At 69.3% G+C, this 22,228-nt stretch carries 25 protein-coding genes; 17 read left to right on the top strand and 8 right to left on the bottom strand.

Annotated features, from left to right (window positions below):
* Window position 1: 1 nt before the first annotated feature.
* The 3 genes from FB464_RS15815 (at window position 2) to FB464_RS15805 (ending at window position 3,552) form a co-directional block, all read left to right on the top strand.
* Window positions 2–1,045 (top strand): LacI family DNA-binding transcriptional regulator, encoded by a 1,044-nt coding sequence (locus FB464_RS15815; RefSeq protein WP_116416184.1) that lies wholly within the window; start codon window positions 2–4, stop codon window positions 1,043–1,045.
* A gap of 114 nt (window positions 1,046–1,159) precedes the next feature.
* On the top strand, window positions 1,160–2,230 hold the full coding sequence (locus tag FB464_RS15810; RefSeq protein WP_116416185.1) for an aldo/keto reductase: 1,071 nt from the start codon (window positions 1,160–1,162) through the stop codon (window positions 2,228–2,230).
* The gene (locus tag FB464_RS15805) at window positions 2,227–3,552 is read left to right on the top strand and encodes an L-fuconate dehydratase (protein ID WP_116416186.1); all 1,326 of its coding nucleotides are present in this window, start codon (window positions 2,227–2,229) and stop codon (window positions 3,550–3,552) included. Before FB464_RS15810 ends, FB464_RS15805 begins: the two co-directional genes overlap by 4 nt.
* Here the strand turns inward: FB464_RS15805 and FB464_RS15800 are convergent.
* On the bottom strand, window positions 3,507–4,286 hold the full coding sequence (locus FB464_RS15800) for a FadR/GntR family transcriptional regulator (RefSeq protein ID WP_116416187.1): 780 nt from the start codon (window positions 4,284–4,286) through the stop codon (window positions 3,507–3,509). The genes FB464_RS15805 and FB464_RS15800 overlap by 46 nt on opposite strands.
* A gap of 98 nt (window positions 4,287–4,384) precedes the next feature.
* Between FB464_RS15800 and FB464_RS15795 the strand changes: the two genes are divergently transcribed.
* From FB464_RS15795 to FB464_RS15760, 8 genes are all read left to right on the top strand, one after another.
* On the top strand, window positions 4,385–5,257 hold the full coding sequence (locus FB464_RS15795; RefSeq protein WP_116416188.1) for an amidohydrolase family protein: 873 nt from the start codon (window positions 4,385–4,387) through the stop codon (window positions 5,255–5,257).
* A gap of 141 nt (window positions 5,258–5,398) precedes the next feature.
* Window positions 5,399–6,760 (top strand): ABC transporter substrate-binding protein, encoded by a 1,362-nt coding sequence (locus FB464_RS15790; RefSeq protein WP_116416189.1) that lies wholly within the window; start codon window positions 5,399–5,401, stop codon window positions 6,758–6,760.
* 5 nt (window positions 6,761–6,765) lie between these two features.
* Window positions 6,766–7,737: a carbohydrate ABC transporter permease gene (locus FB464_RS15785; RefSeq protein ID WP_116416190.1), complete on the top strand. Its 972-nt coding sequence runs from the start codon at window positions 6,766–6,768 to the stop codon at window positions 7,735–7,737.
* Complete coding sequence (locus tag FB464_RS15780; protein ID WP_116416191.1) at window positions 7,737–8,681, top strand: carbohydrate ABC transporter permease; 945 nt, start codon at window positions 7,737–7,739, stop codon at window positions 8,679–8,681. The genes FB464_RS15785 and FB464_RS15780 overlap by 1 nt, the downstream gene beginning before the upstream one ends.
* Before the next feature lie 13 nt (window positions 8,682–8,694).
* Complete coding sequence (locus FB464_RS15775) at window positions 8,695–9,873, top strand: Gfo/Idh/MocA family protein (protein ID WP_116416192.1); 1,179 nt, start codon at window positions 8,695–8,697, stop codon at window positions 9,871–9,873.
* Entirely contained in the window at window positions 9,870–10,721 is an 852-nt protein-coding gene (locus FB464_RS15770) for a fumarylacetoacetate hydrolase family protein (RefSeq protein ID WP_116416193.1), read from the top strand. The genes FB464_RS15775 and FB464_RS15770 overlap by 4 nt, the downstream gene beginning before the upstream one ends.
* Window positions 10,718–11,509, top strand: coding sequence for an SDR family NAD(P)-dependent oxidoreductase (locus tag FB464_RS15765; protein WP_116416194.1), 792 nt, complete (start codon window positions 10,718–10,720; stop codon window positions 11,507–11,509). Before FB464_RS15770 ends, FB464_RS15765 begins: the two co-directional genes overlap by 4 nt.
* A 199-nt stretch (window positions 11,510–11,708) precedes the next feature.
* Complete coding sequence (locus FB464_RS15760) at window positions 11,709–12,038, top strand: L-rhamnose mutarotase (RefSeq protein ID WP_116416195.1); 330 nt, start codon at window positions 11,709–11,711, stop codon at window positions 12,036–12,038.
* Between the two features lie 157 nt (window positions 12,039–12,195).
* Here the strand turns inward: FB464_RS15760 and FB464_RS15755 are convergent, their stop codons facing one another.
* The 4 genes from FB464_RS15755 to FB464_RS15740 form a co-directional block, all read right to left on the bottom strand.
* A complete protein-coding gene (locus tag FB464_RS15755; RefSeq protein WP_342780732.1) occupies window positions 12,196–12,510 on the bottom strand; it encodes a CHY zinc finger protein in 315 nt (104 codons plus the stop codon).
* A 173-nt stretch (window positions 12,511–12,683) separates the two neighbouring features.
* Window positions 12,684–13,280, bottom strand: coding sequence for an energy-coupling factor transporter transmembrane component T family protein (locus FB464_RS15750; RefSeq protein WP_116416196.1), 597 nt, complete (start codon window positions 13,278–13,280; stop codon window positions 12,684–12,686).
* Window positions 13,274–13,963, bottom strand: a complete 690-nt coding sequence (locus tag FB464_RS15745; RefSeq protein WP_116416197.1) for an energy-coupling factor ABC transporter ATP-binding protein — start codon at window positions 13,961–13,963, stop codon at window positions 13,274–13,276. Before FB464_RS15745 ends, FB464_RS15750 begins: the two co-directional genes overlap by 7 nt.
* Complete coding sequence (locus FB464_RS15740) at window positions 13,960–14,574, bottom strand: biotin transporter BioY (protein WP_116416198.1); 615 nt, start codon at window positions 14,572–14,574, stop codon at window positions 13,960–13,962. Before FB464_RS15740 ends, FB464_RS15745 begins: the two co-directional genes overlap by 4 nt.
* A gap of 53 nt (window positions 14,575–14,627) precedes the next feature.
* Here FB464_RS15740 and FB464_RS15735 point away from each other — a divergent pair, with 53 nt between their 5' ends.
* Window positions 14,628–15,260, top strand: coding sequence for a TetR family transcriptional regulator (locus tag FB464_RS15735; RefSeq protein ID WP_116416199.1), 633 nt, complete (start codon window positions 14,628–14,630; stop codon window positions 15,258–15,260).
* Between the two features lie 48 nt (window positions 15,261–15,308).
* Complete coding sequence (locus FB464_RS15730; RefSeq protein WP_116416200.1) at window positions 15,309–16,109, top strand: hypothetical protein; 801 nt, start codon at window positions 15,309–15,311, stop codon at window positions 16,107–16,109.
* A 9-nt stretch (window positions 16,110–16,118) separates the two neighbouring features.
* Here FB464_RS15730 and FB464_RS15725 read toward each other — a convergent pair whose 3' ends face one another.
* On the bottom strand, window positions 16,119–16,919 hold the full coding sequence (locus FB464_RS15725; RefSeq protein ID WP_211327425.1) for an IclR family transcriptional regulator: 801 nt from the start codon (window positions 16,917–16,919) through the stop codon (window positions 16,119–16,121).
* 170 nt (window positions 16,920–17,089) lie between these two features.
* Here FB464_RS15725 and FB464_RS15720 point away from each other — a divergent pair, with 170 nt between their 5' ends.
* The 4 genes from FB464_RS15720 (at window position 17,090) to FB464_RS15705 (ending at window position 20,409) form a co-directional block, all read left to right on the top strand.
* On the top strand, window positions 17,090–17,803 hold the full coding sequence (locus FB464_RS15720) for a CoA transferase subunit A (RefSeq protein WP_116416201.1): 714 nt from the start codon (window positions 17,090–17,092) through the stop codon (window positions 17,801–17,803).
* Window positions 17,804–17,855: 52 nt separating this feature from the next.
* On the top strand, window positions 17,856–18,626 hold the full coding sequence (locus FB464_RS15715) for a CoA transferase subunit B (protein ID WP_116416202.1): 771 nt from the start codon (window positions 17,856–17,858) through the stop codon (window positions 18,624–18,626).
* Window positions 18,623–19,795, top strand: a complete 1,173-nt coding sequence (locus FB464_RS15710) for an acetyl-CoA C-acyltransferase (RefSeq protein ID WP_116416203.1) — start codon at window positions 18,623–18,625, stop codon at window positions 19,793–19,795. Before FB464_RS15715 ends, FB464_RS15710 begins: the two co-directional genes overlap by 4 nt.
* 77 nt (window positions 19,796–19,872) lie before the next feature.
* The gene (locus FB464_RS15705; RefSeq protein WP_116416204.1) at window positions 19,873–20,409 is read left to right on the top strand and encodes a MarR family winged helix-turn-helix transcriptional regulator; all 537 of its coding nucleotides are present in this window, start codon (window positions 19,873–19,875) and stop codon (window positions 20,407–20,409) included.
* Between the two features lie 106 nt (window positions 20,410–20,515).
* On the opposite strand, the gene FB464_RS15700 is transcribed toward FB464_RS15705, so the two are convergent.
* Window positions 20,516–21,292 (bottom strand): enoyl-CoA hydratase, encoded by a 777-nt coding sequence (locus FB464_RS15700; RefSeq protein ID WP_116416205.1) that lies wholly within the window; start codon window positions 21,290–21,292, stop codon window positions 20,516–20,518.
* A complete protein-coding gene (gene mmsB, locus FB464_RS15695; RefSeq protein ID WP_116416206.1) occupies window positions 21,289–22,203 on the bottom strand; it encodes a 3-hydroxyisobutyrate dehydrogenase in 915 nt (304 codons plus the stop codon). Before mmsB ends, FB464_RS15700 begins: the two co-directional genes overlap by 4 nt.
* Window positions 22,204–22,228 lie beyond the last annotated feature (25 nt).

Raw genomic sequence — 22,228 nt, 5'->3', positions numbered from 1 at the left:
CATGGCAACTCTCGGTGACGTCGCGGCCCTCGCCGGGGTGTCGATCTCAGCGGTTTCGAGGGTGCTCAGCAACGACGCGTCCGCGCGCGTCTCCGCGACGACCCGCACGCGCATCACGGAGGCCGCGAAGGCCCTGAACTACCGGCCGAACTTCGCCGGCCGCGCGCTGAAGTTCTCGCGGTCGAACGTCATCGCGCTGATCGTGCCCGACCTCACCAACGCCGTCTTCGCCGAACTGATGCGCGGCGTCGAGGATGGCGCCCTCGAACGCGGTTACGTCGTGCTGCTCGCCCGCGCCGAAGACATGCAGCCCGGCGGCGAGATGATCGACCGGCTGCTCGGTGAGGGCCGGGTGGATGGCGTCCTCCTGCAGGTGGGCGACCACGTGGCGCCCGAGGCCCTCGCCTCCATGCTCCGGGCAGCGAACCCGACCGTGCTCGTGAACTCTGTGCACCCCGGGTTCAGCGGATCGGTCACGCTCGACGACATCGCGGCCGGCCGCCTGGCCACCGAACACCTGCTCACGCTCGGGCACACCCGGATCGCCTTGATCAACGGGCTGACGACGACGCACACCGCGCAGCAGCGGGCGATCGGGTTCCGCGAGGCGCTGGCCGCAGCATCCGGAGCCGGCACCGCGCCCGGCCCCGACGCCGCGGCCGACTCCGGCCCCATCACCTGGCACGGCTACGAGCCGCGCGCCGGGCGCGCCGCGCTCCGCGAGCTGATGGACGCCGCCGAACCGCCCACCGCCGTGGTCGTCGCGAACATCAACGCCGCGATCGGCGTTCTGGGCGAGGCGCGGGTGCTGGGCATCCGGGTTCCCGAAGAACTCTCTGTCGTGGCGATCCACGACGCGTGGACCGCCGAGAACACGTGGCCGCCGCTCACGACAGTGCGGATGCCGCTCTACGAACTCGGCCGCCGCGGGGTCGACGCGCTCTACGCGCGCCTGCACGGGGAGACCATCGCCGACACGGTGGTCAGCGACCCGCCCCCTGAGCTGCTGGTGCGCGAGTCGACGGCACCGCCGATCCGACGCTGAGACACCTGATGTTTCCGCCCTCGGATCTGCCAGAAACGCTGAAAATTTGGGATTAGCGCAGAATTGATCTGATGTATAGACTGATCCTCGTCAGCAGTGCGGGAAGGATCAGTCGTGAGAGTTCGTTCGGTGTCGAACGCGACCAGCGTCACAGAGGTGGGTTTCGGTGCTGCCCAGTTCGGCAACCTGTTCCGTGAGACGACGGAGGCCGAGGCCGAGGGCGCCTTCGAGGCCGCGTGGGCGGGCGGCATCCGGTACTTCGACACGGCGCCCCACTACGGGCTCGGGCTCTCCGAGCGGAGACTCGGCCGCCTGCTCCAGGGCCGGAGCCGCGATGACTTCGCGCTCTCGACAAAGGTCGGACGACTGATCGTCGACAATCCGGCAGGCGCCGGGCAGCAGGACGACGAGGGTTTCGCCGTGCCTGCGACCTCGCGGCGCGAATGGGACTTCAGCGCCGACGGCGTACGCCGCTCCCTCGACGCGAGCCTCGAACGCCTGGGCCTCGACCGCATCGACATCGTCTACCTGCACGACCCCGACGACTTCGGCGAGCAGGCCCTCGCCGAAGCGATCCCCGCGCTCATCGAACTGCGCGATCAGGGGATGATCGGGGCGGTCGGCGCCGGTATGAACCAGTCGCAGCTGCTCGCCCGCTTCGTGCAGGAGTCCGACATCGACGTCGTGATGCTGGCCGGCCGCTACACGCTGCTCGAGCAACCCGCCCTGGCCGACCTCCTGCCCCTCGCGCTGGAGCGCGGGGTCTCCGTCGTCGCGGCCGGCGTCTACAACTCGGGCCTCCTCGCCGGAGCCAGGCCCCGCAACGGCGCGATGTACAACTACGAGCCGGCCCCTCCCGAACTGCTGGCGCGCACGAATGCCATTGCCGACGTCTGCGAACGCCACGGCGTCACCCTCCCCGAGGCCGCGATCGCCTTCCCGCTGCTGCACCCCGCCGTGGTCTCTGTCGTGATGGGGCTCCGCACCGAAGCCCAGGCGCAAGAGACGCTCGCTCGTTTCGAGGCGCTGGTTCCGGATGCCCTCTGGAGCGACCTCGTGGGCGAGGGCCTGCTCGCCGCCGAAGCCCTCACCGCTGCGACACTGCCCGCTGAAACACTGCCCGCTGCGGCAGCGCCCGCTGAAACACTGACCGCCCTGCCCGATCGAAGGACACCCACCGCATGACGACCATCACCGCTGTCGACACCTACGACGTGCGCTTCCCGACCTCCCTCACTGCCGACGGGTCGGATGCGATGAACAAAGACGGCGACTACTCCGCCGCCTATGTGGTGATCCGAACCGACGACCCCGACCTCAGCGGGTTCGGTTTCACCTTCACGATCGGCCGAGGCAACGACATCTGCGTGATGGCTGCGGCCCAGCGCGCGCTGCCACTGGTCGGCCGGAACGTCGAAGAGCTCACGGCTGACCTCGGCGGCATCTACCGCGAGTTGCAGGGCGACTCGCAGTTGCGCTGGCTGGGCCCCGAGAAGGGTGTGATCCACCTCGCGCTCGCCGCCGTGATGAACGCCGTCTGGGACATGGCCGCCCGCGCCGCCGGCAAGCCGCTCTGGCGGTTGCTCGCCGACATGACACCGGAGCAGCTGGTCGAGGTGGCCGACATGCGCTACCTCTCCGACGCCCTGACGAAGACGGAGGCCATCGCTCTGCTCACCGAGCTCGCCCCCACCCGCGCCGCGCGCATCGCCGAGCTCACCGGCACCGGCTACCCCTGCTACACGACGAGCGCGGGATGGCTCGGCTACTCCGACGAGAAACTCCGCCGTCTCTGCCAGGAGGCCGTCGACTCCGGCTACAAGCACATCAAGCTGAAGGTGGGCGCCAACCGCGACGACGACCACCGCCGGCTCGCGATCGCCCGCGAGGTGATCGGCCCGGATGCGAACCTGATGATCGATGCGAACCAGGTGTGGGACGTGCCGGAGGCCATCGAGTGGGTCAACTCACTCGCCGAGTTCAAGCCGCTCTGGATCGAGGAGCCGACCAGCCCCGACGACGTGCTCGGCCACGCCGCAGTGCGGAAGGCCGTGGCACCGATCGGCGTCGCGACCGGCGAACACGGGATGAACAGGGTGCTGTTCAAGCAGATGTTCCAGGCCGAGGCGATCGACTTCTGCCAGCTCGACTCCGCCCGGCTCGGAAGCGTCAACGAGATCCTGAGCGTCTACTTCATGGCGAAGAAGTTCGGCGTTCCGGTCTGCCCGCACGCAGGCGGCGTGGGGCTCTGCGAACTCGTGCAGCACCTTTCGATCTTCGACTACGTGGCCGTCTCCGGAACGCTCGAGGGCCGTGTCACCGAATACGTCGACCACCTGCACGAGCACTTCGTCGAGCCGTGCATCGTCGAGAACGGCGCCTACCAGCTGCCCCTCGCCCCCGGCTACAGCGCCGAGATGTTCGAGTCCACCCTCGACGAGTTCAGCTTCCCGAACGGCAGTTACTGGGCGTCACGCGCGCTCGAGCCGGCGCCAGCGATGGGGTGAGTGACGATGTAGTCCTCGACTTCGAGCAGGTGCGTGGCCATCCGCAGCCGCGCCCGCTCTGAGTCGTGCAGGGCGAGCGCGCTGAGGATCGCGAGGTGTTCGCGGTGGGTGCTCCGCACGGCCCCTTCGACGCTGATGGCGCGCCACATCCGCCCCCGGATCGTGCGGCTGGCGAGCGACTCGATGAGCGCCTCGAGAGCCGGGTTGCCGGAGGCGTGCGCGATGATGCGGTGGAACGCGATGTCCGCCTCCATGATCGTGTCGTGGTCGGCCTCATCCGGATGATCGAGCAGGGGCTCCACCGACGCGAGCACGGCCGTCGCCGCCTCCACCGCGGCCACGTCGAAGTGCTGCGCTGCCAGGGCCGCCGACTCCGTCTCGAGCACCCGTCGCACGGCCTGCAGGTGCGCGCTGTCGGCCGGCGTCTGGAGATCGACGACGAACCCCATCGGCGCGAGCAGCAGCGAAGCGTCGAGCGAGGTCACGTAGGTACCGTCACCCTGCCTCGTCTCGAGCACACCCATCAGGGCCAACGCCCGCACGCCCTCGCGAAGAGAGCTCCGCGAGACCCCGAGTTCATCGGCGAGGTCCTTCTCGATGGGCAGCCGGGACCCGGCGGCGAGACGGCCCGTGGTGATCATCTCTTTGATGCCGTGCACCACGACATCGGTCTGCGACCGAAGGGGTGCAGCGACCGCCTCCGTGGCGGCAGAGGTGCGTGCAAGAGTCGACATGGCCCAACTTTACGCCCGCCCCACCTGCCGATTGCGAGGTTGACCCGGATTGACCTGATGAATACCCTGAGGCCATCCCTCCCTCCCCGACTGAACGAATGAGGTTCTCCGTGGTCACCGTCGACTCGCACCAACATGTCTGGAACCCGGAGAGGGTCCGTTACGACTGGCTCGAAGCGGGAATGCCGGAACTCGACCGCATCGTCGACTTCGCCGAACTCCGCCCGTCACTCCAGGCCGCAGGGGTCGACGCGACCGTGCTCGTGCAGTCCGCCGACAACGACGGCGACACCGACTGGATGCTCGCCGTCGCAGCCGCGAACCCGGAGGTCGCCGGCGTGGTGGCCTACGTGCCGCTCGACCGGCCCGACGAGGCCGCCGCTCGGCTCACCGAGCTGCGGCGGAACCCGCTGGTCGTCGGGGTACGAAACCTGATCCACGACCAGCCCGATCCCGACTGGATGCTGCAACCCGCTGTCGACGAGGGCCTCGCCCTGCTCGAGGCCGCCAGCCTGCCCTTCGACTACGTCGCGGTTCTGCCCCGCCACCTGGAGAATCTGCCGGGCATCGGCGAGCGGCATCCGGAGCTCACGATCGTGATCGACCATCTTGCCAAACCACCGATCGGCGGGGCAGACCGCGAACCCTGGTGGAGCCTGATCGAGCGGGTCGCGGAGAATCCGCGGGTGATGGGCAAGGTCTCCGGGCTGTATTCGGCGGTCGGCGATCCGGCGGGCTGGGATGTGGCGGGCGTCCGGCCGTTCGTCGACAGGGCTTTCGACGTGTTCGGAGCCGACCGGCTGATGTACGGCGGCGACTGGCCGGTCTCACTGCTGGCCGGCGGCTACGCGCGCGTCTGGAGCGGCCTCGCGGACGTGCTGGCCACCGCGACCGACGATTCCGGTCGCACCCGGGTCTACGGCGGCACCGCGGAACAGGTCTACGGCCTCGATCTTCAGAAATTCATCTGACACTCTCGCAATTCATCTGATCTATCGCTACGATAACGACGTACCGGCTCGAATGAGAGCCGTGCGCAAACGTTTGACTTAGCCAGATCTAGGTATATCGTTTGATCACAGAAGTGATGAATGGCCGTAAAAGGAGTGTCAATGAAGACCACAGCACCACACTGGCTGGGCACAGGGCGGGCCCGGGCGAGAACCGTCGCCGTCTCGGGGCTCGTCATCGCAGCATTCGCCCTCACCGCCTGCGCTTCCGGCGGATCCACGTCCGGAGGCAGCGCGCAGACCGATTCCGGCGGCGACATCACCATCTGGGTCGACCCGCCCCGCGTTCCCGCCGCCCAGGCGTTCATCGACGCGCACCCCGAGATCAGGGTCAACCTGACCCAGATCGACGGCACCGTCGGCGGCAAGACGCTCCAACAGCAGTTCGCCCAGTTCAACCAGGCCGGCAGCGGCTGGCCCGACGCCCTCTTCTTCCCGTCGAACGACGACATCGCCTGGGCTTCCGGCCCGCAGATCAACTACACGGCAGACCTCACCACCTCGCTCGCCGAGACGATCAAGGGCTACGACCCCGCGGTCATCGCGCCGTGCGCCGTCGACGGCAAGATCGTCTGCCTCCGGAACGACGCCGCTCCCGACGTGTTCTGGTACAACAAGACGTTCTTCGACACCAATGGGTACACCGTTCCCACCACCTGGGAGGAGTACGCCACCCTCGCCGGCAAGATCGCCACCGAGCATCCGGGGATGGTCTCCGGCTTCACCGGCGACGCCTACGCCCCCGACCGCTACCTCTGGGCCAGCGGATGCCCGACCAATGACCGCCTGTCGGCCACCGAGGTGCACATCAACCTCGACGACCCGGCCTGCCAGCGCGCCAAGACGCTGCTGACCACGCTCTCTGAGGGCAAGGCGCTCTCGCCTCTCGGCATCTTCGACGCGGATGCGGCCACCGTCGGCCAGAACTTCGTGATGGGCCCGGGCGCGGTCTGGTGGGGCGACTACCTCTTCAACCAGACGTGGAAGATCCCTGCCGGAACGATGACCGCCGTCAACCCGCTGAAGTGGGAGGGAGAGACCACTCCCTCCACCGGTGACGAGGGCGGCGGGCTCTGGGGCATGTCGAACCACATCACCGGCAAGGAGGCTGCCAACACGGTCGAATTCATGAAGTTCGTGGCCACCGACCCGGCCTGGCAGGTCGACCTCAGCACCGGTCTTCCCGGCTACGGCCCGGTGCAGGACGACTGGATCGCGAAGCAGAAGGCGTCGAACTACTTCGCCGACAACGACACCACCTTCGCAGCCTTCAAGGCCGCGACCGGCTACGTCGTCGACAAGCACGCCTACATGCTCTACAACACGGGCGGCATCTGGACGGAGACGGTCACCCCGGCTCTCGTCGCCGGCAACAGCGTGGACTCGGCCTGGACCACCTTCGGCACCGAACTGCTGAACCAGGCCAAGTCGTTCGGCTACACCGTCGTCGACGCAGGCAAGTGACCTGAATGACAACCGACACCCTCGAAGCCAAGCCCGCTGAGAGTCGTCCGGCCGCCGCCGCCCCCACCGAGGGGCGGCGGCGTCGCCGCGGGCGGCGCACGGAAGCGCGCGGCGGCTGGACCCTGCTCGCGCCATATCTCATCCTCCTGCTGGTGGCCGGCATCATCCCGATCGGCTACGCGCTGGTCACCAGTCTCCAGCGCTCCCCCACACCGCTGCAGCCGCAGGCCGGCTTCGGCGGGTTCGACAGCTTCATCACCGTCTTCAGCGACTTCCGCTTCCTCGACTCCTTCCTCGACATCTTCAAGGTGATGATCGTCTGGCTGCCGATCATGCTCATCGGCATCGTCGGCCTCGCACTGCTGGTGCACGCCAGCCGTGGCCGCTTCGGCGGCATCATGCGCTTCATCTACTACGTTCCCGGCGCCCTCGCCGGCATCGCCAACTTCGTGCTCTGGGTGTACCTGCTGAACCCCTCGCAGTCACCGATCGGCTTCCTCCTGCAGAACGGTGGCTTCAGCACCATCAAGGGCGTCGTCTCGCTCGACAATCTTCCGTTCATCCTTGCCGGCATGCTGTTCTTCCAGGGCATCGGCACCTGGATCGTCATTGTCAACGGCGGACTGAACGGTATCCCCGAGGAGATCTTCGAGGCGTCGAGCCTCGATGGCGCGAACGCCTGGCAGGTCGCCTGGCACGTGAAACTGCCGATGATCCGGCCGTGGATCGGGTATGCCGCCCTGATGAACCTCGCCTACGGCTTCCAGCTCTTCCTCGAGCCCTACCTGCTCGACCAGGTAGCCGGCGGCTCCCTGCCCGACCAGTACACCCCCACCCAGCTCGGTTTCGCGTTCGCGTTCTCGAACTACAACTTCCCGGCGGCGGCGGCCATGTCGATCATCCTGCTGGTCATCACGCTGACGATCGGCCTGCTGATCGTCTTCCGCAGCGGACTCTTCGGAGAGGAAGAGAAATAATGGCACAGGCCACTCTCGAGAACCACGCCCCCGAGGTCGTGGGCAGCAAGCACTGGAGCATCGGGCGGCTCGCCCGCATCGTGACCATGGTGTTCGTCGCAGCGCTCTTCGTCTTCCCCATCATCGGCTTCGTCGCAATGGCCTTCCGCAACCAGGAGGATGTCGCGGCCGGCGCCGGCGGCTTCCTCGGCCTCGGCGGGGTCTCGTTCGACAGCGCAGCTTTCAGCTGGTCGCAGATCATCGGTTTCGGTCCGAACGGTGGCGGACTCTTCCTCCGCTGGATCGGCAACTCGCTCATCGTCTCGGTCGGCGGCGCCCTGATCGCCGTCGCCGCCGCGATCCCGGCCGGTTACTCGTTGGCGCGGCTGCGCTTCAAGTTCCGCCGCACGATCCTGTTCGTCACGCTGCTCACGATGGTGATGCCGAACACCGTGCTCGTCATCCCGCTGTTCCTCGAAGTAAGCGCCGCAGGAGCCGTGGGGCAGCTCTGGCCGGTCATCATCATCATGGGTTTCTTCCCGTTCGGCGTCTACCTCGCCTACATCCACTTCATGACGACGATGCCGCCCGAGCTCGTCGAGGCTGCCCGGATCGACGGGCTCGGCGAAGTGGCGATCTTCTTCCAGGTGGCCACCCCGATCTCCCGCCAGGCGATCGCGCTGGTCGCGTTCTTCTCGTTCGTCGCCAACTGGACCAACTTCTTCCTGCCTCTCGCTCTCCTCACCTCGAACTCGCAGAACAAGACGGTGTCGATCGGCATCCAGGAGCTCATCGGGGCGAGTCCGCTGTTCAACCCGACCGTTGCGGCCGGCCTCGACGTGAAGCTGTACATGCCGCAGCTCGCCCTGGCGACGTTCCTCAGCATGCTCCCGTTGCTCGCGGTGTTCCTCGGTGCGCAGCGCTTCCTGATGAGCGGCCAGACCGTAGGGGCTGTCAAGGGATGAGTGTGATCATCCGATGAGCTACGACCCGAGCGCGCTCCCCGAGTTCTCACCCGCCGAGGTGTACAGCCTCGCGCTGCCTGCGGCACCCCGGCCGATCGTGATCCTCGGCGCCGGTGGCATCGTGAAGGATGCCCACCTGCCGGCCTACCGCAAGGCGGGTTTCCCCGTGGTGGGCATCTACAACCGCACCGTCTCGCGGGCCCAGAGTCTTGCAGACGAGTACGGCATCCCCGCGGTATACGGCACGGTCGAGGAGGCCGTCGCGGGTTCGCCCGCCGACACGGTCTACGACATCGCGCTGATGCCGGCGCAGTACGCTGCAGCGCTCGAGGCCCTGCCCGACGGGGCGCCGGTGCTCATCCAGAAACCCCTCGGCAGCTACCTCGACGAAGGGCGCGCCCTGCTCGAGATCTGCCGCCGCAAGAACCTCGTCGCCGCGGTGAACACGCAGCTGCGGTTCGCGCCCTACGTGGCGGAGGCCCGCGCGCTGATCGCGGCGGGTGAGATCGGCGAGCTGTACGACCTCGAGATCCGCGTCTCCGTCGACACCCCGTGGCACCTGTTCCCGCACGTGCTGACGCTCGACCGGCTCGAGATCACGATGCACAGCGTGCACTACATCGACCTGGTGCGCTCCTTCCTCGGCAACCCCGACTCGGTGAGCGCGGTGTCGGTGGTGCACCCGGAGAAAGACCTGGCCAGCACGCGCTCGCTCATCCTGTTCCGGTACGAGGGGCGGCCGATCCGGGTCACCATCAGCACCAACCACGACCACGACTTCGGCCCGGAGTTCGAAGAGAGCTTCATCAAGTGGGAGGGCACGAAGGGTTCCATCCGCGCACAGATGGGGCTGCTGCTCGACTACCCCGCCGGCGGCCCGGATGCCCTGCAGATCATCCGGCGCTCCGAGAAGCCTCTCGGTTGGCAGCCGGTGCCGTTCGAGGGATCCTGGTTCCCCGATGCCTTCATCGGTTCGATGGGGGCACTGCAGCGCTACCTCGACGGCTCGGTCCCGACCCTGCCGACGAGTGTCGAAGACGTCTACGACACAATGGCCGTGGTCGAGGCTGCCTACGACTCGGCCGAGCACGAAGGCGTGCGGCCTGCCTACCTCGGTTCGGGGCGGGCCGCGCACCCCGGTGCCCCTCGGCCCGGCCACCTCGATTCTCGACAGCAAGGAGCAACACCGTGAGTTTCCAACGCCTCGGCGACCCCGGAGCAGAGATCCCCGCCTACCTGGCCGATGGCGAGGTGTACGACCTCCGCGGGGTGACAGCCGACATCGACGCCGCCTTCCTCGGCGGGGACGGCGTCACGCGGGCGCGAGCCGCCCACGCCGCCGGTTCGCTGCCACTGCTCGCCGGCGCCGCAGCCCTGCGCGTCGGACCGCCGATCGCACGTCCGGGCAAGATCGTCTGCATCGGCCTGAACTACAGCGACCACGCCGCGGAGACCGGGGCGACCATCCCCGCGGAGCCCGTCGTGTTCATGAAGGATCCGTCGACCGTCGTCGGCCCGTTCGACAACGTACTGGTCCCCCGGCTCTCGGTGAAGACCGACTGGGAGGTCGAGCTCGGTGTCGTGCTCGGGAGCACCGCGCGCTACCTCGACTCGCCCGCCGGCGCAGACGCCGTCATCGCGGGGTACGTGCTCTCGCACGATGTGTCGGAACGAGAGTTCCAGATCGAACGCGGCGGGCAGTGGGACAAGGGCAAGAGCTGTGAGACATTCAACCCCCTCGGGCCGGTGTTCGTGCCGGCCGACGAGATCGCCGACCCGCAGAATCTCGCGCTGAAGCTCTGGGTGAACGGTGAGCTGCGACAGAACGGCTCGACGTCGAACATGGTCTTCGGCATCCGGCACGTCATCTGGTACCTGAGCCAGTTCATGGTGCTGCACCCGGGCGACCTGGTGAACACCGGCACGCCGGCCGGCGTCGCGCTGGGCCTGCCCGGCAACCCGTACCTCCGCGCCGGCGACGTGGTCGAGCTCGAGATCGAGGGGCTCGGCCGAGCCCGACAGGAGTTCGTGCAGGCATGAGCGACCAAGCAGCAGCCGGCACCACTGGCGCACCCAGCGCCGGGCGCTTCACCGGCCTCACGGCCATCGTCACCGGCGGGGCATCCGGCATCGGCCTCGCCACCGCCACCCTCCTCGCCGCGTCCGGCGCGAACGTCGCCGTGCTCGACCTCCGCATCGACGGGCTCCCGGATGCTCTGCAGGGCTTCGAATGCGACATCACCGACCGGCCCTCCGTCGTCAGCGCGGTCGACGAGGTTGCTGCGCGGTTCGGCGGTGTCGACATCCTCATCAACAACGCCGGCATCGGATCGGTCGGCACCGTCGAAGAGAACGACGACGCCGAATGGATGCGCGTGCTGAACGTCAACGTGATCGGCATGGCCCGCGTCTCGGCCGCCGCGCTGCCCCACCTCCGAAGGTCATCCCACGCCGCCGTCGTCAACCTCTGCTCGATCGCGGCGACCTCCGGGCTGCCCCAGCGTGCGCTCTACGGAGCCTCGAAGGCCGCGGTCTACGGACTCACGATCGCGATGGCGACCGATCACGTGCGGGAGGGCATCCGTGTCAATTGTGTGAACCCCGGCACCGTGCACACCCCTTTCGTCGACGCGAACCTCGCGAAGTTCAGCGACCCCGTCGCCGAACTGGCCGCTCTGAACGCCCGGCAACCCACCGGCCGGATGGTCACCCCCGAAGAGGTGGCTTCGGCGATCGCCTATCTCGCGAGCCCCGACTCGGGGTCGACCACCGGAACCGCCCTCGCGGTCGACGGCGGCATGCACACCCTGCGGGTGCGGCCGCAGTAGCGTCGCGGGCGGCGCCACCCGCCGGGGCGCCGCCCGGCCACGCTCGCCCCGCCGGGCCCGCACCCGCCCCGCCGCACCCGCCGAGCCGGACCCGCCCCGCCGCACCCGCCGAGCCGCGCCTGCATCGCGCCCCACGGGCCGGCACCCGCGCGCTGCGGCGCCACACCCTCCCCTGACCCCCTCCGAAGGAGCCACCCCCATGCACCGCGTCGCACTGCACACCCGCATCCTGCCCGGCCACGAGGCCGACTACGAACGTGAGCACGCCGTCATCCCGCTGCTCCTCGACGGCGCGCTCCGCCGCGCGGGTGTGCACGAGTGGACCATCTGGCGCGATGGCACCGACCTCTTCCACCTCGTGCTCGTCGACGACTTCGCCGCGATGCAGGATGCCCTGCGGGACGACCCCGCCGACCAGGCCTGGCAGCCGTACATCGGCGCGTTCCTCGTCGACGGCGGCCAGGGCATGGGCCCCCTCGGCCAGGTCTGGACCCTCCCTGCCGCACCGCCCGCCGCCCCCGCGTCCTGAAGCCAGCGGGCGAAGGGACGCAAATCGTCCCAAACCACGCCGGCCCGAACGATATGGGACCCTCCACGAGATCGCGCAGGCGAGGGAGCGCGGCGCACGGGAGCGGGGCGCGGCAGCGGGGGGCGCGGCAGCGGCGCGCGGCAGCGGGGCGCGCGGCCTAGTCCGGGGCGAAGTAGAGGTACGCGTGCAGGCTGCAGCCGGGGTTGAACGGCGCGGCGCACGAGGGGCAGGCGTCGACGCCGAGGTAGTCGGCGATGCTCAGCTCCGTCTGGCACACGCCGCAGAGCACCGCGAGGGCGTCCCGCTCCGAGGCTGGCCAGACGCGCGCCTCGTGCCCCGCGCTCTCGGCATGGCAGAGGTGGCAGGGGTAGTACTCCCTGCAGCAGGCGAACCGGATCGCGATCACGTCGAGCTGGGAGCGGTAGTGGATGCAGCGGGTCTGGTCGTCGACCGTGGCGCCGAGCACGCGCACCCGCCCCCGCTCCGGCTCCGGCCCGGCATGCCATGCGGGCTCGCCAGCCCGCTCCGGCCCGGCATGCCATGCGGGCTCGCCAGACCGCTCCGGCCCGGCATGCCATGCGGGCTCGCCAGCCCGCTCCGGCTCGCCAGACCGCTCCGGCCCACCACCGCGCCCCGGCACGCCCGTCACCCCACACCTCGCGCCGTCAGGGCGTCGCCGAGGTCGTCCGCGTGCTTCAGCGACACCACGAGGAACGGGATGACGAACGCCCGGACGCCCAGCCGTGCACCGCGCGCACGCTGGGCCTCGCGCACCCCGGCCGCGAGCCGTGCGAGCACCGGCACCGTCGTGATCGCCACCGCGAGAACCAGTGCCACGCGAGCCGGATCCAGCCCGAACCGGCGGAAGATTCCGAGCCCCCGCTCGAACGCATCGAGCAGGTCACCGACGCGCGTGGTCAGCACCAACAGCGCAGCGATGACGATCGCGGCGACCACCCGCGTGGTGTTCGCTACCGCCGACTCCAGCGGCAGGAAGATCACCTGGAAGCCGAACGTCACCACGATGATCCAGCGCACGGCGACGACCTGACGACCGAGCTCCCCGACCCCGAGCCCCGAGGCGAGGTAGCAGGCGACAGCCACCGCGGCGCCGATGGCAGCCGAGAGCCAGGTCGACGGCAGCAGCGACACCACCAGCACGACCGCAAGCAGGGCGAAGGCCTTCGGTCCGGCAGGTGCACGGTGCAGCCAGCCGATGCCCGGCCGGTAGAGGGTCAGCACGAGAGGCTCGCCTCGTACTGCGAAACGACGTCGGCCGGGTCGCCGAAGCCGGTCATCCTGCCGTCTTCGAAGAGCACGGCGACGTCGCAGCGCTGGGCGAGCGCGAGGTCGTGGGTGACGAGCACGAGCCGCCGGTCGGTCGGCGCGAGCAGGTGCTCGGCGATCTGACGGCTGTTGCGGGCATCCAGATACGCCGTCGGCTCGTCGGCGATCATCAGCTCGGGACGGCGGATGACCGCACCGCAGAGCGCGAGCAACTGCTTCTGGCCGCCGGAGAGATCGTGCGCGGCGCGATCCGCGAGATCGGTGAGGCCGAACTCGTCGAGCGCCTGCCGCACGCGTTCGGCGACGACTGCGCGCGGGAGCTTCTCGCTCCGCAGCGAGAAGGCCGCGTCTTCGGCGACGGTCGGCATGATGATCTGGGCGTCAGGGTTGCTGAAGACGAACCCGACCAGCCGGCGGAGCGCCGAGGCCTGGCGCTGGGGGTCGACGCCGAGCACCGAGACCGTTCCGCTCGACGGCGCGACCAGGCCGCCGAGAACGCGGGCGAAGGTGGATTTGCCCGATCCGTTCGCGCCGATCACCGCCGTGCGGGGCGCATCGAGCACCAGCGACACCGCGTCGAGCGCGAGCCGGTCGCCCAGCTGCACCGAGACGTCGCTGAAGACGATGGATCCCGTCACGCACGCTCCTTCGGCCGCACCCGGAACGCCCGCGGGTACGCCCTGACCAGGGTCATCGTGACAGCCACGGTGATGGCCGCCTTGATGAGGTCGAACGGGAGGAAGACGGTGGCCTGCAGTGCGGTCGGGCCGAGCGGCAGGCGCAGCACCAGGGCCGTCACCGGGATGCCGATGGCGTAGACCACGAGGATGCCGCCGACCAGCACGCCCACGATGGTGCGCGGCCAGGTGAGCTTCCGGCCGCCGGCGTGCACGATGGCACCGATCACGAAGGCGCCCACGATCCAGCCGAACAGGTAGCCGGCCGTCGGGCCGACGAACACCGCGAGGCCCCCGTGGCCGCCGGCGAGCAGGGGCAACCCCAGCGCCACGAGCACCAGGAGCACGACCATCGAGAGCGCCCCGCGCCACGCGCCGAGCACGGCACCCGCGAGCATCACGCCGAGGGTCTGCGCGGTGATCGGCACCGAGCCGAACACCGGAAAGGCTCCGGGCAGCCCGAGCACCGCGGTGAGGGCCGCGAAGACCGCGATGCGGGCGATGTCTGTGGCGTCGATCCGCAGACGGCCCGCGGGTTTCGCCGGGGCGGACTGCACGGTCTGGTCGGTCATGGCTGGTCTCCTGAACGCTGTTCACCTGAACGGTGTTCACTATAGTGGGATCCATGACCTCGCCGCACGGATCCGATCCGGAACAGCAGCCGCGCCAGGCCCGCCACACCCGTGACGACGTCGCCGAGACGGCCCTCCGCATCCTCGACGACCACGGCCTGCCCGAGCTCACGATGCGCCGGCTGGCGGCCGCGCTCGACGTACAACCGAGTGCTTTGTACTGGCATTTCCCGAACAAGCAGACGCTGCTCGCCGAACTCTCCGACCGCATCGCGTCGCGCGGGCGGGCGCTGCCCTTCGCCCCGGTCACGCCCGGCGACTGGATGATCGTCACCGCCGCCGAAGCGCAGAGCCTCCGCGACGCGCTCCTCGCCTACCGCGACGGCGCGGAGGTCGTCTCCAGCAGCTTCGCCCTCGGGCTCGGCGCCTCGGTTCCGCTCACCCGGTTGCGGGCGGCGATCGGCCGCGGAGAGTTCGACGCCGAAACGGTGAGCCGGGCATCCGCTGCCCTGCTGCACTTCATCCTCGGGCATGTCTCGCACGAGCAGCAGCGCCTGCAGTACGACAGCCTGGGCGTGGCTGCCGGCCCGGAGTCCGACGAGGGCACTTCGGCGTTCGAGTTCGGCGTGCTGCTGTTCATCGAGGGGCTGGCCCAGCACGCGGCGTCCCGCAGCACAACCCGCTGACCAGCCGTGCGTGGCACAATAAGTGAGGAAAAGACAAAGAGCCCGACGGTGAAAACCGCCGGACTCCAGGTAGTCGACAACAGGAAACAAATCCTGTCTTCCCCTCAATGTTACCTCCGGGAGCACCACATCTCAATCTCCAGCGAACCGCGGGCCATGCGTTCGGATTCCGACCTGTACCGTCTCCTCAGCGCTGCGCGGATGCGCCCCTACCTCACGGAGACGGGCGACCACCGCAAGAATGCACTCGCGCTGTACCGCTGGAACATGGCCATCGCGGGCGCCTTCTACCAGGGTCTCCATGTCTTTGAGATCGCCTTGCGCAACTCTGTAGATGTTCAGCTCCGCATCTGGAACGCTACCCAATCCGACAACGGAGGCCATCGCTTCGACAGCGAATGGTGCAAGCGTCCTTCTGATCTTCTGGTTCGTCTGATTGGGGGCGATCTCGGCGCGGCCAGGGAGAGGGCGGCAGTCGCACTCAAAGCAACTGGCAAGAGTCGCAACATCAATCACGATGACATCGTCGCCCAGACATCTCTGGGAACGTGGCGGTTTCTGCTTCCCAGTCGAACCGATCCCGGTAAGGCGGTGCTCTGGCAGAACTGCACCAGGCACGCCTTCCCGAACCTGGTCCGCCCCGTCGGACAGCTGGTCGACGCGGTGGAAAGCGTATACAGGCTGAGGAATCGAATAGCGCATCTCGAGCCTGTTTTCGCTGTGAACCTCGAGGCGAAGTGGAAGAACATGCACACCGTTCTCGAGGACATCGACATGTCGACGGCGGAATGGTTCGTCAGCACGTCGCCGATCCCAAACATCCTCGCGAGGAGACCTGTCACGGCCTGACCCCCGGCGCTACGGCCGACGCGGCCCGCCCGCCGTCCGCTCCGCGGCCAGTCGCACGCCCACCTCGTGGGCGTGGTCGAGCAGCAGCTGGCCGAGCTCGGGCTGACGTTCGGCCCGGAAACGCGACTCGATCCCTGTGAGCGAGAGGGCCCACGCCGGCCGGCCGGCGGCGTCGAACACGGTGGCGCCCATGCCCCAGCTGCCTTCGAGGATCAGCCCGGGGTTGACGGCGTACCCCCGCTCGCGCGTCTCTTCGATGCGCTGCCGCAGTGCGGGCGTGGAGTGCGCGGGCCCCCAGCGCTCAACCAGATCGGCCCCGGCGAGGTAGGTCTCGACCTCGTCCTCGCCGAGGAACGACAGGATCGCCAGCCCCGCCGACGCCACGCCCAGCGGGAACCTCGCGCCCTCGTAGAGCACGAACGACCGCACGGGAAAGCTGCCCTCCTCGCGCAGCAGGCAGACGGTCTCTGTACCGCGGCGGGTGGAGAAGAAGGCGCTCTCGCCGGTCTCCTTCGCGAGGCGGCGCACGCTGTCCCGCGCGGCAGCGGTGATGTCGTAGCGGTCGGCCGCAAGCGAGCCGAGCAGGTAGAGCTCGGGCCCGAGGAACCAGCGGCCGCGAGCCGTGTCGTGGTCGATGAACCCCTCGGCGGCGAGCGAGGCGAGCAGCCGGTAGGTGGTCGGCCGGGTGAACCCGGTGGCGTGGGCGGCAGCCGCGGCCGTGAGGCCGTCCGGATGCTCGGAGACGGCCTTCAGGATGCGGCTCACCCGCGAGACCAGCTGGGCCCCGCGCACGGGCTCAGCCACGATCATCCACCCTCTTGTCCATATTGTGAGCATATGACAGCCGAACGATCAGAGTGCGAGGATGTCGCGGTGTGAGTCAGTCCGGACCTTTGACACGGCGCGCGAGCGCCCGTACCGTCGGATGCGAACCGGCCCACAGATCACGACGTGGACACGGTGCGGCCCGAAGGAGTGTCATGTCCAGACTTTTCACCAGCGCCCGCGAGGCCCTCGCCGAGACGGTGACCGACGGAGCGACCATCGCCGTCGGCGGGTTCGGCCTCTCCGGCAACCCGACCGACCTCATCGAGGCGCTCCGCGACACCGGCGCCAGGAACCTCACCATCGTGTCGAACAACATGGGCATCGACGGCCAGGGGCTCGGCATCCTGCTCGAGAACCGGCAGGTCGCGAAGGTGATCGCGTCGTACGTGGGCGAGAACAAGCTGTTCGCCGAGCAGTACCTGAGCGGCGAGCTCGAGGTGGAGTTCGCCCCTCAGGGCACCCTCGCCGAGCGCCTCCGAGCCGGCGGGGCGGGCATTGCCGGCTTCTACACGAAGACCGGGGTCGGCACACCCGTGGCCGAGGGCAAGCCGCTCGCCGAGTTCGACGGCGAGACCTACCTCCTCGAACGGGGCATCGTCGCCGACGTGGCGCTCGTGCACGCCTGGCGCGCCGACGCGGCGGGAAACCTCGTCTACCGGAACACCGCTCGCAACTTCAACCCGCTCGTCGCCACCGCCGGCCGGCTCACGATCGCGGAGGCGGAGCAGATCGTCGACGGCTACCTCGACCCGAACGCGGTGATCACTCCCGGCATCTTCGTGCAGCGCCTCGTGACCGCGGTGCCGCGCGAGAAGGTCATCGAACAGCGCACGACCCGTCCGCGCGCCGCGGCCGCGCTCGCCTGAGACGCACCCGAGACGCCGAGACCCCGAGACAGACAGAAACAAGGAGAGCACCATGCCCTGGACCCGCGACGAGATGGCCGCCATCGCTGCCTCCGAACTCCACGACGGCGAATACGTCAACCTCGGGATCGGCATCCCGACCCTGGTCGCCAACCACCTGCCCGCCGGCGTGCACGTCACGCTGCAGAGCGAGAACGGCCTGCTCGGCATGGGTCCGTTCCCCTTCGAGGGCGAAGAGGATGCCGACCTCATCAACGCCGGCAAGCAGACCGTCACCCTGCTGCCCGGTGGCAGCTACTTCGACTCGGCGACGAGCTTCGGGATGATCCGGGGCGGGCATGTGGCGATCGCGATCCTCGGCGCACTGCAGGTCGCGGGCAACGGCGACCTCGCGAACTGGACCATCCCGGGCAAGCTCGTGAAGGGGATGGGCGGCGCGATGGACCTGGTCGCCGGCACCCCGCGGGTGGTCGTCGTCACCGATCACGTCTCGAAGGACGGCACGCCGAAGATCGTGGCGGAGTGCGACCTGCCGCTCACCGGGGCAGGGGTCGTCGACCGGATCATCAGCGACCTCGCGGTGTTCGACATCGAGCACGGTGCCCTGGTGCTGCGCGCCACGGCCCCCGGCGTCACCGTCGACGGTGTGCGCGCACAGACCGGCGCCCCGTTCACGGTCGGACTCGACGCCGCCCTGCCAGACAGCGCCCTACCCGACAGCGCCCAGCCCGACGGCGACCAGCCCGACGGCGCCGCAGCGGCATCCACCCGCACAGAAACCCCGACCCGCGACATCCGCGCCACCGAAGGAACCCCCGCATGAGCACCGTGATCGTCAGCTACGCCCGCACCCCGTTCGTGAAGTTCAACGGGCAGTTCGCCACCGTTCCGGCGACGGAGCTCGGAGCCGCGGCCATCCGCGCCGCGCTCTCCCGGGCGGGCCTCACGGGCGAGGACGTCGAGTTCGTCCACGCCGGCCAGGTGCTCCAGGGCGGGGCCGGCCAGAACCCCGCCCGCCAGTCGGCCGTGGCGGCGGGCATCCCGTTCAGCGTGCCCGCCCTCACCCTGAACGCCGTGTGCCTGTCCGGCACAGAAGCCATCGTCTCCGGGGTGCGGCTCATCGACGCGGGCGAGGCCGACATCATCGTCGCGGTCGGGCAGGAGTCGATGACCCTCGCCCCGCACGCCTGGTCGGGGTCGCGCGCCGGCCAGCGCTACGGCGCCATCGAACTCATCGACACGATGGACCACGACGGCCTCACCGACGCCTTCGAGCACCGGTCGATGGGGGCCTCGACCGAGGAGCGCAACCCGGGCCTCTCGATCGACCGCGCCGACCAGGACGGTTGGGCGGCCGGCTCCCACCAGCGCCTCGCCGCGTCGGCCGACTTCCTCGCCGGCGAGATCGAGCCCTTCAGCGTGCCGGGCCGGAAGGGCCCCACGGTGGTCTCGGCCGATGACGGGCTGCGCGCAGACACGACCGTGGAGACGCTCGGCGGCCTCCGCCCCGCCTTCAGCCCGGACGGCACCATCACCGCCGGCAACTCCTCGCAGATCACGGATGGCGCGGCAGCTGTCGTGCTGATGAGCGAGGCCGCCGCGGCCGCCCGCGGCATCAAGCCCCTCGCCCGGGTGCTCGCCCACGCCTTCGTCGCGGGTCCGGATGTCTCGCTGCACGCCCAGCCGTCGAACGCCATCAGGGCGGCACTCGCCAAGACGCCCCACACCGTCTCGGAGCTCCGGGCCGTCGAGATCAACGAGGCGTTCGCGGCCGTGGCTGTGCACTCCACCCGCCAGCTCGGCGTCGACCCCGCCATCGTCAACGCGCATGGCGGCGCCATCGCCCTCGGGCACCCGGTCGGAGCATCCGGCACGCGTATCGTGGGCCACCTCGCCCGGCGTCTCGCGGCCGAGGGCCCCGGCCTGATCGGTGCCACCGGCATCTGCGGCGGCGGCGGCCAGGGTTCCGCCATCATCCTCCAGTCCGTCTGACCCTTCGGCGCGCAGGGGGGCGGAGACGCGGGACGGTAGGATCTTGGCACACCGCCGCCTGCCGAAGGGAAGTCCCTGTGCCCGTCCCGTCCCCTCTCCCGATCGATCCGATCGCCGAGGCGAAACGGCAGTGGCTCGAGCACGGCTGGGCGGATGCTGCGGGGGGCATGGCCGCGGTGACGTCGATCATGCGCGCACAGCAGTTGGTCCTCGCGCGCGTCGAGGGCGCCCTGAAGCCGTTCGGGCTCTCGTTCGCCCGGTTCGAGCTTCTGCGACTGCTCGCGTTCTCCCGTGGCGGCACCCTGCCGATGGCGAGCGCGACGGCCCGGCTGCAGGTGCACCCGACGAGCGTCTCGAACACCGTCGACCGGCTGCAGCGCGACCGGCTCGTGGAGCGTTCCGCTCATCCGACCGACGGGCGGGCCACCCTGCTCCAGCTCACCGGGGCCGGTCGCGAGTTGGTCGACCGCGCCACCGAGGCCCTCAACACCGCGGTCTTCTCCCAGCCCGGGTTGCCCGACGACGACCTGTCGTCGCTGGTGGGCGTGCTTGCCCGTTTCCGCCGCGAAGCCGGCGACTTCGGCGACCCCCCCACCATCCCCGACCCCCTCTGACCCCCCTCCCCCCACCCTCCCCCCTGCATTCGAGTGGGCGATTTGGGCCCCAAAACCGGCAGGTTGGGGCCCAAATCGCCCACTCGATCAAGCCGGGGGGGGTGCGTCAGCCGTTGATGAAGTGGGGATCCCGCTTCTCGGTGAACGCCGCCATGCCTTCCTTCTGGTCGGCGAGCGCGAAGAGGGACTGGAAGGTGCTCCGTTCGAACCGGAGCCCCTCACTGAGCGTCGACTCGAACGCGACCTGCACCGACTCCTTCGCCGCGTAGGCGACCGGCAGCGACTTCGCCGCAATCGTGGTTGCGACCTCGAGGGCCGTGTCGAGCAGGTCGGCCGCCGGCACGACGCGAGCCACGAGACCCGCCCGTTCCGCCTCTTCCGCGCCCATCGTGCGCCCGGTCAGGATGAGGTCCATCGCCTTCGCCTTGCCGATCGCGCGGATGAGCCGCTGCGTGCCGCCCATGCCCGGGATGACGCCCAGGTTGATCTCCGGCTGGCCGAACTTCGCTGTGTCTGCGGCGATCAGGATGTCGCACATCATCGCCACCTCGCAGCCACCGCCGAGCGCGTACCCCGCAACAGCGGCGATGACCGGGGTGCGCAGCTCGGTGAAGGCCTTCCAGCCCGAGAACAGCCCGTCGAGGTAGACCTCCTGGTAGCTGAGCGTCGCCATCTCCTTGATGTCGGCCCCGGCGGCGAAGGCCCGATCGGAGCCGGTGATCACGATCGCGCCGATGCCGTGGTCGGCGTCGAACTCCTGCGCAGCGACGACCACCTCGCGCATCAGCGCGGCGTTCAGCGCATTCAGCGCCTTGGGTCGGTTCAGCGTGATGATGCCGACGCGACCCTTCCGCTCGACGAGGATGTTCTCATAGTCGGTCATGCGGCAACTCCCTGGTCGCTTGTGCGGCGGATGTCTTCGATGATGCCAGAGAAGTCGAGACCGGCTCCGGCTCCGTCGGCGAACCTCCGGTAGATCTCCGCTGCGAGCAGTCCGATCTCTGCGCTCACACCGGTCGACGTGATGGCCTGTTCGGCGAGGCCGAGGTCTTTCGCCATCAGTGCGCCGGCGAACCCCGGCTGGTAGTCGCGGTTGGCGGGGCTGGTCGACACGGGGCCCGGCACGGGACAGTTGGTGGTGAGTGCCCAGCACTGCCCCGAGGCATTGGATGCCACGTCGAACAGCGCCTGGTTCGTCAGCCCGAGCTTCTCACCCAGAACGAAAGCCTCACTGACGCCGATCATCGTGATGCCTAGGATGAGGTTGTTGCAGACCTTCGCGGCCTGGCCGAGGCCCGATGCGCCGCAGTGCACGATCCGGCCCCCCATAACGGCGAGGATCGGCTCGGCCACAGCGAAGTCCTCGTCGGTTCCGCCGACCATGAACGCCAGCGTTCCGGCTTCGGCTCCGACCGTGCCGCCGGAGACCGGCGCATCCATCGCCCTGTGCCCTGCCGCGAGCGCGAGGTCGTGCGCCTGGCGCGCATCGTCGACGGCGATGGTCGACGAGTCGATGAAGAGGGTGCCGGGTGCGGCGCTGGCCAGCAGGCCCGGCGCCTCCGGCGTGCCCGAGTACGCCGAGATGACGTGCCGGCCGGCCGGCAGCATGGTGATGACGACCTCGGCTCCGGCGACGGCCTCTGCGGCCGATCCCGAGATCGTCACGCCCGCCGCACGCGCCGGTTCCGTGGCGGCCTGCACCAGGTCGAAACCCACGACGTCGTGGCCTCCCTTGGCGAGGTTGATGGCCATGGGTCCGCCCATGTGGCCGAGCCCGATGAATGCGATCCGCATGTCTCTCCCTGTAATTCCGGTGGTT

The organism is Subtercola boreus (assembly GCF_006716115.1).
Lineage (GTDB): Bacteria > Actinomycetota > Actinomycetes > Actinomycetales > Microbacteriaceae > Subtercola > Subtercola boreus.
This window is presented reverse-complemented; position numbering and strand designations above follow the sequence as displayed.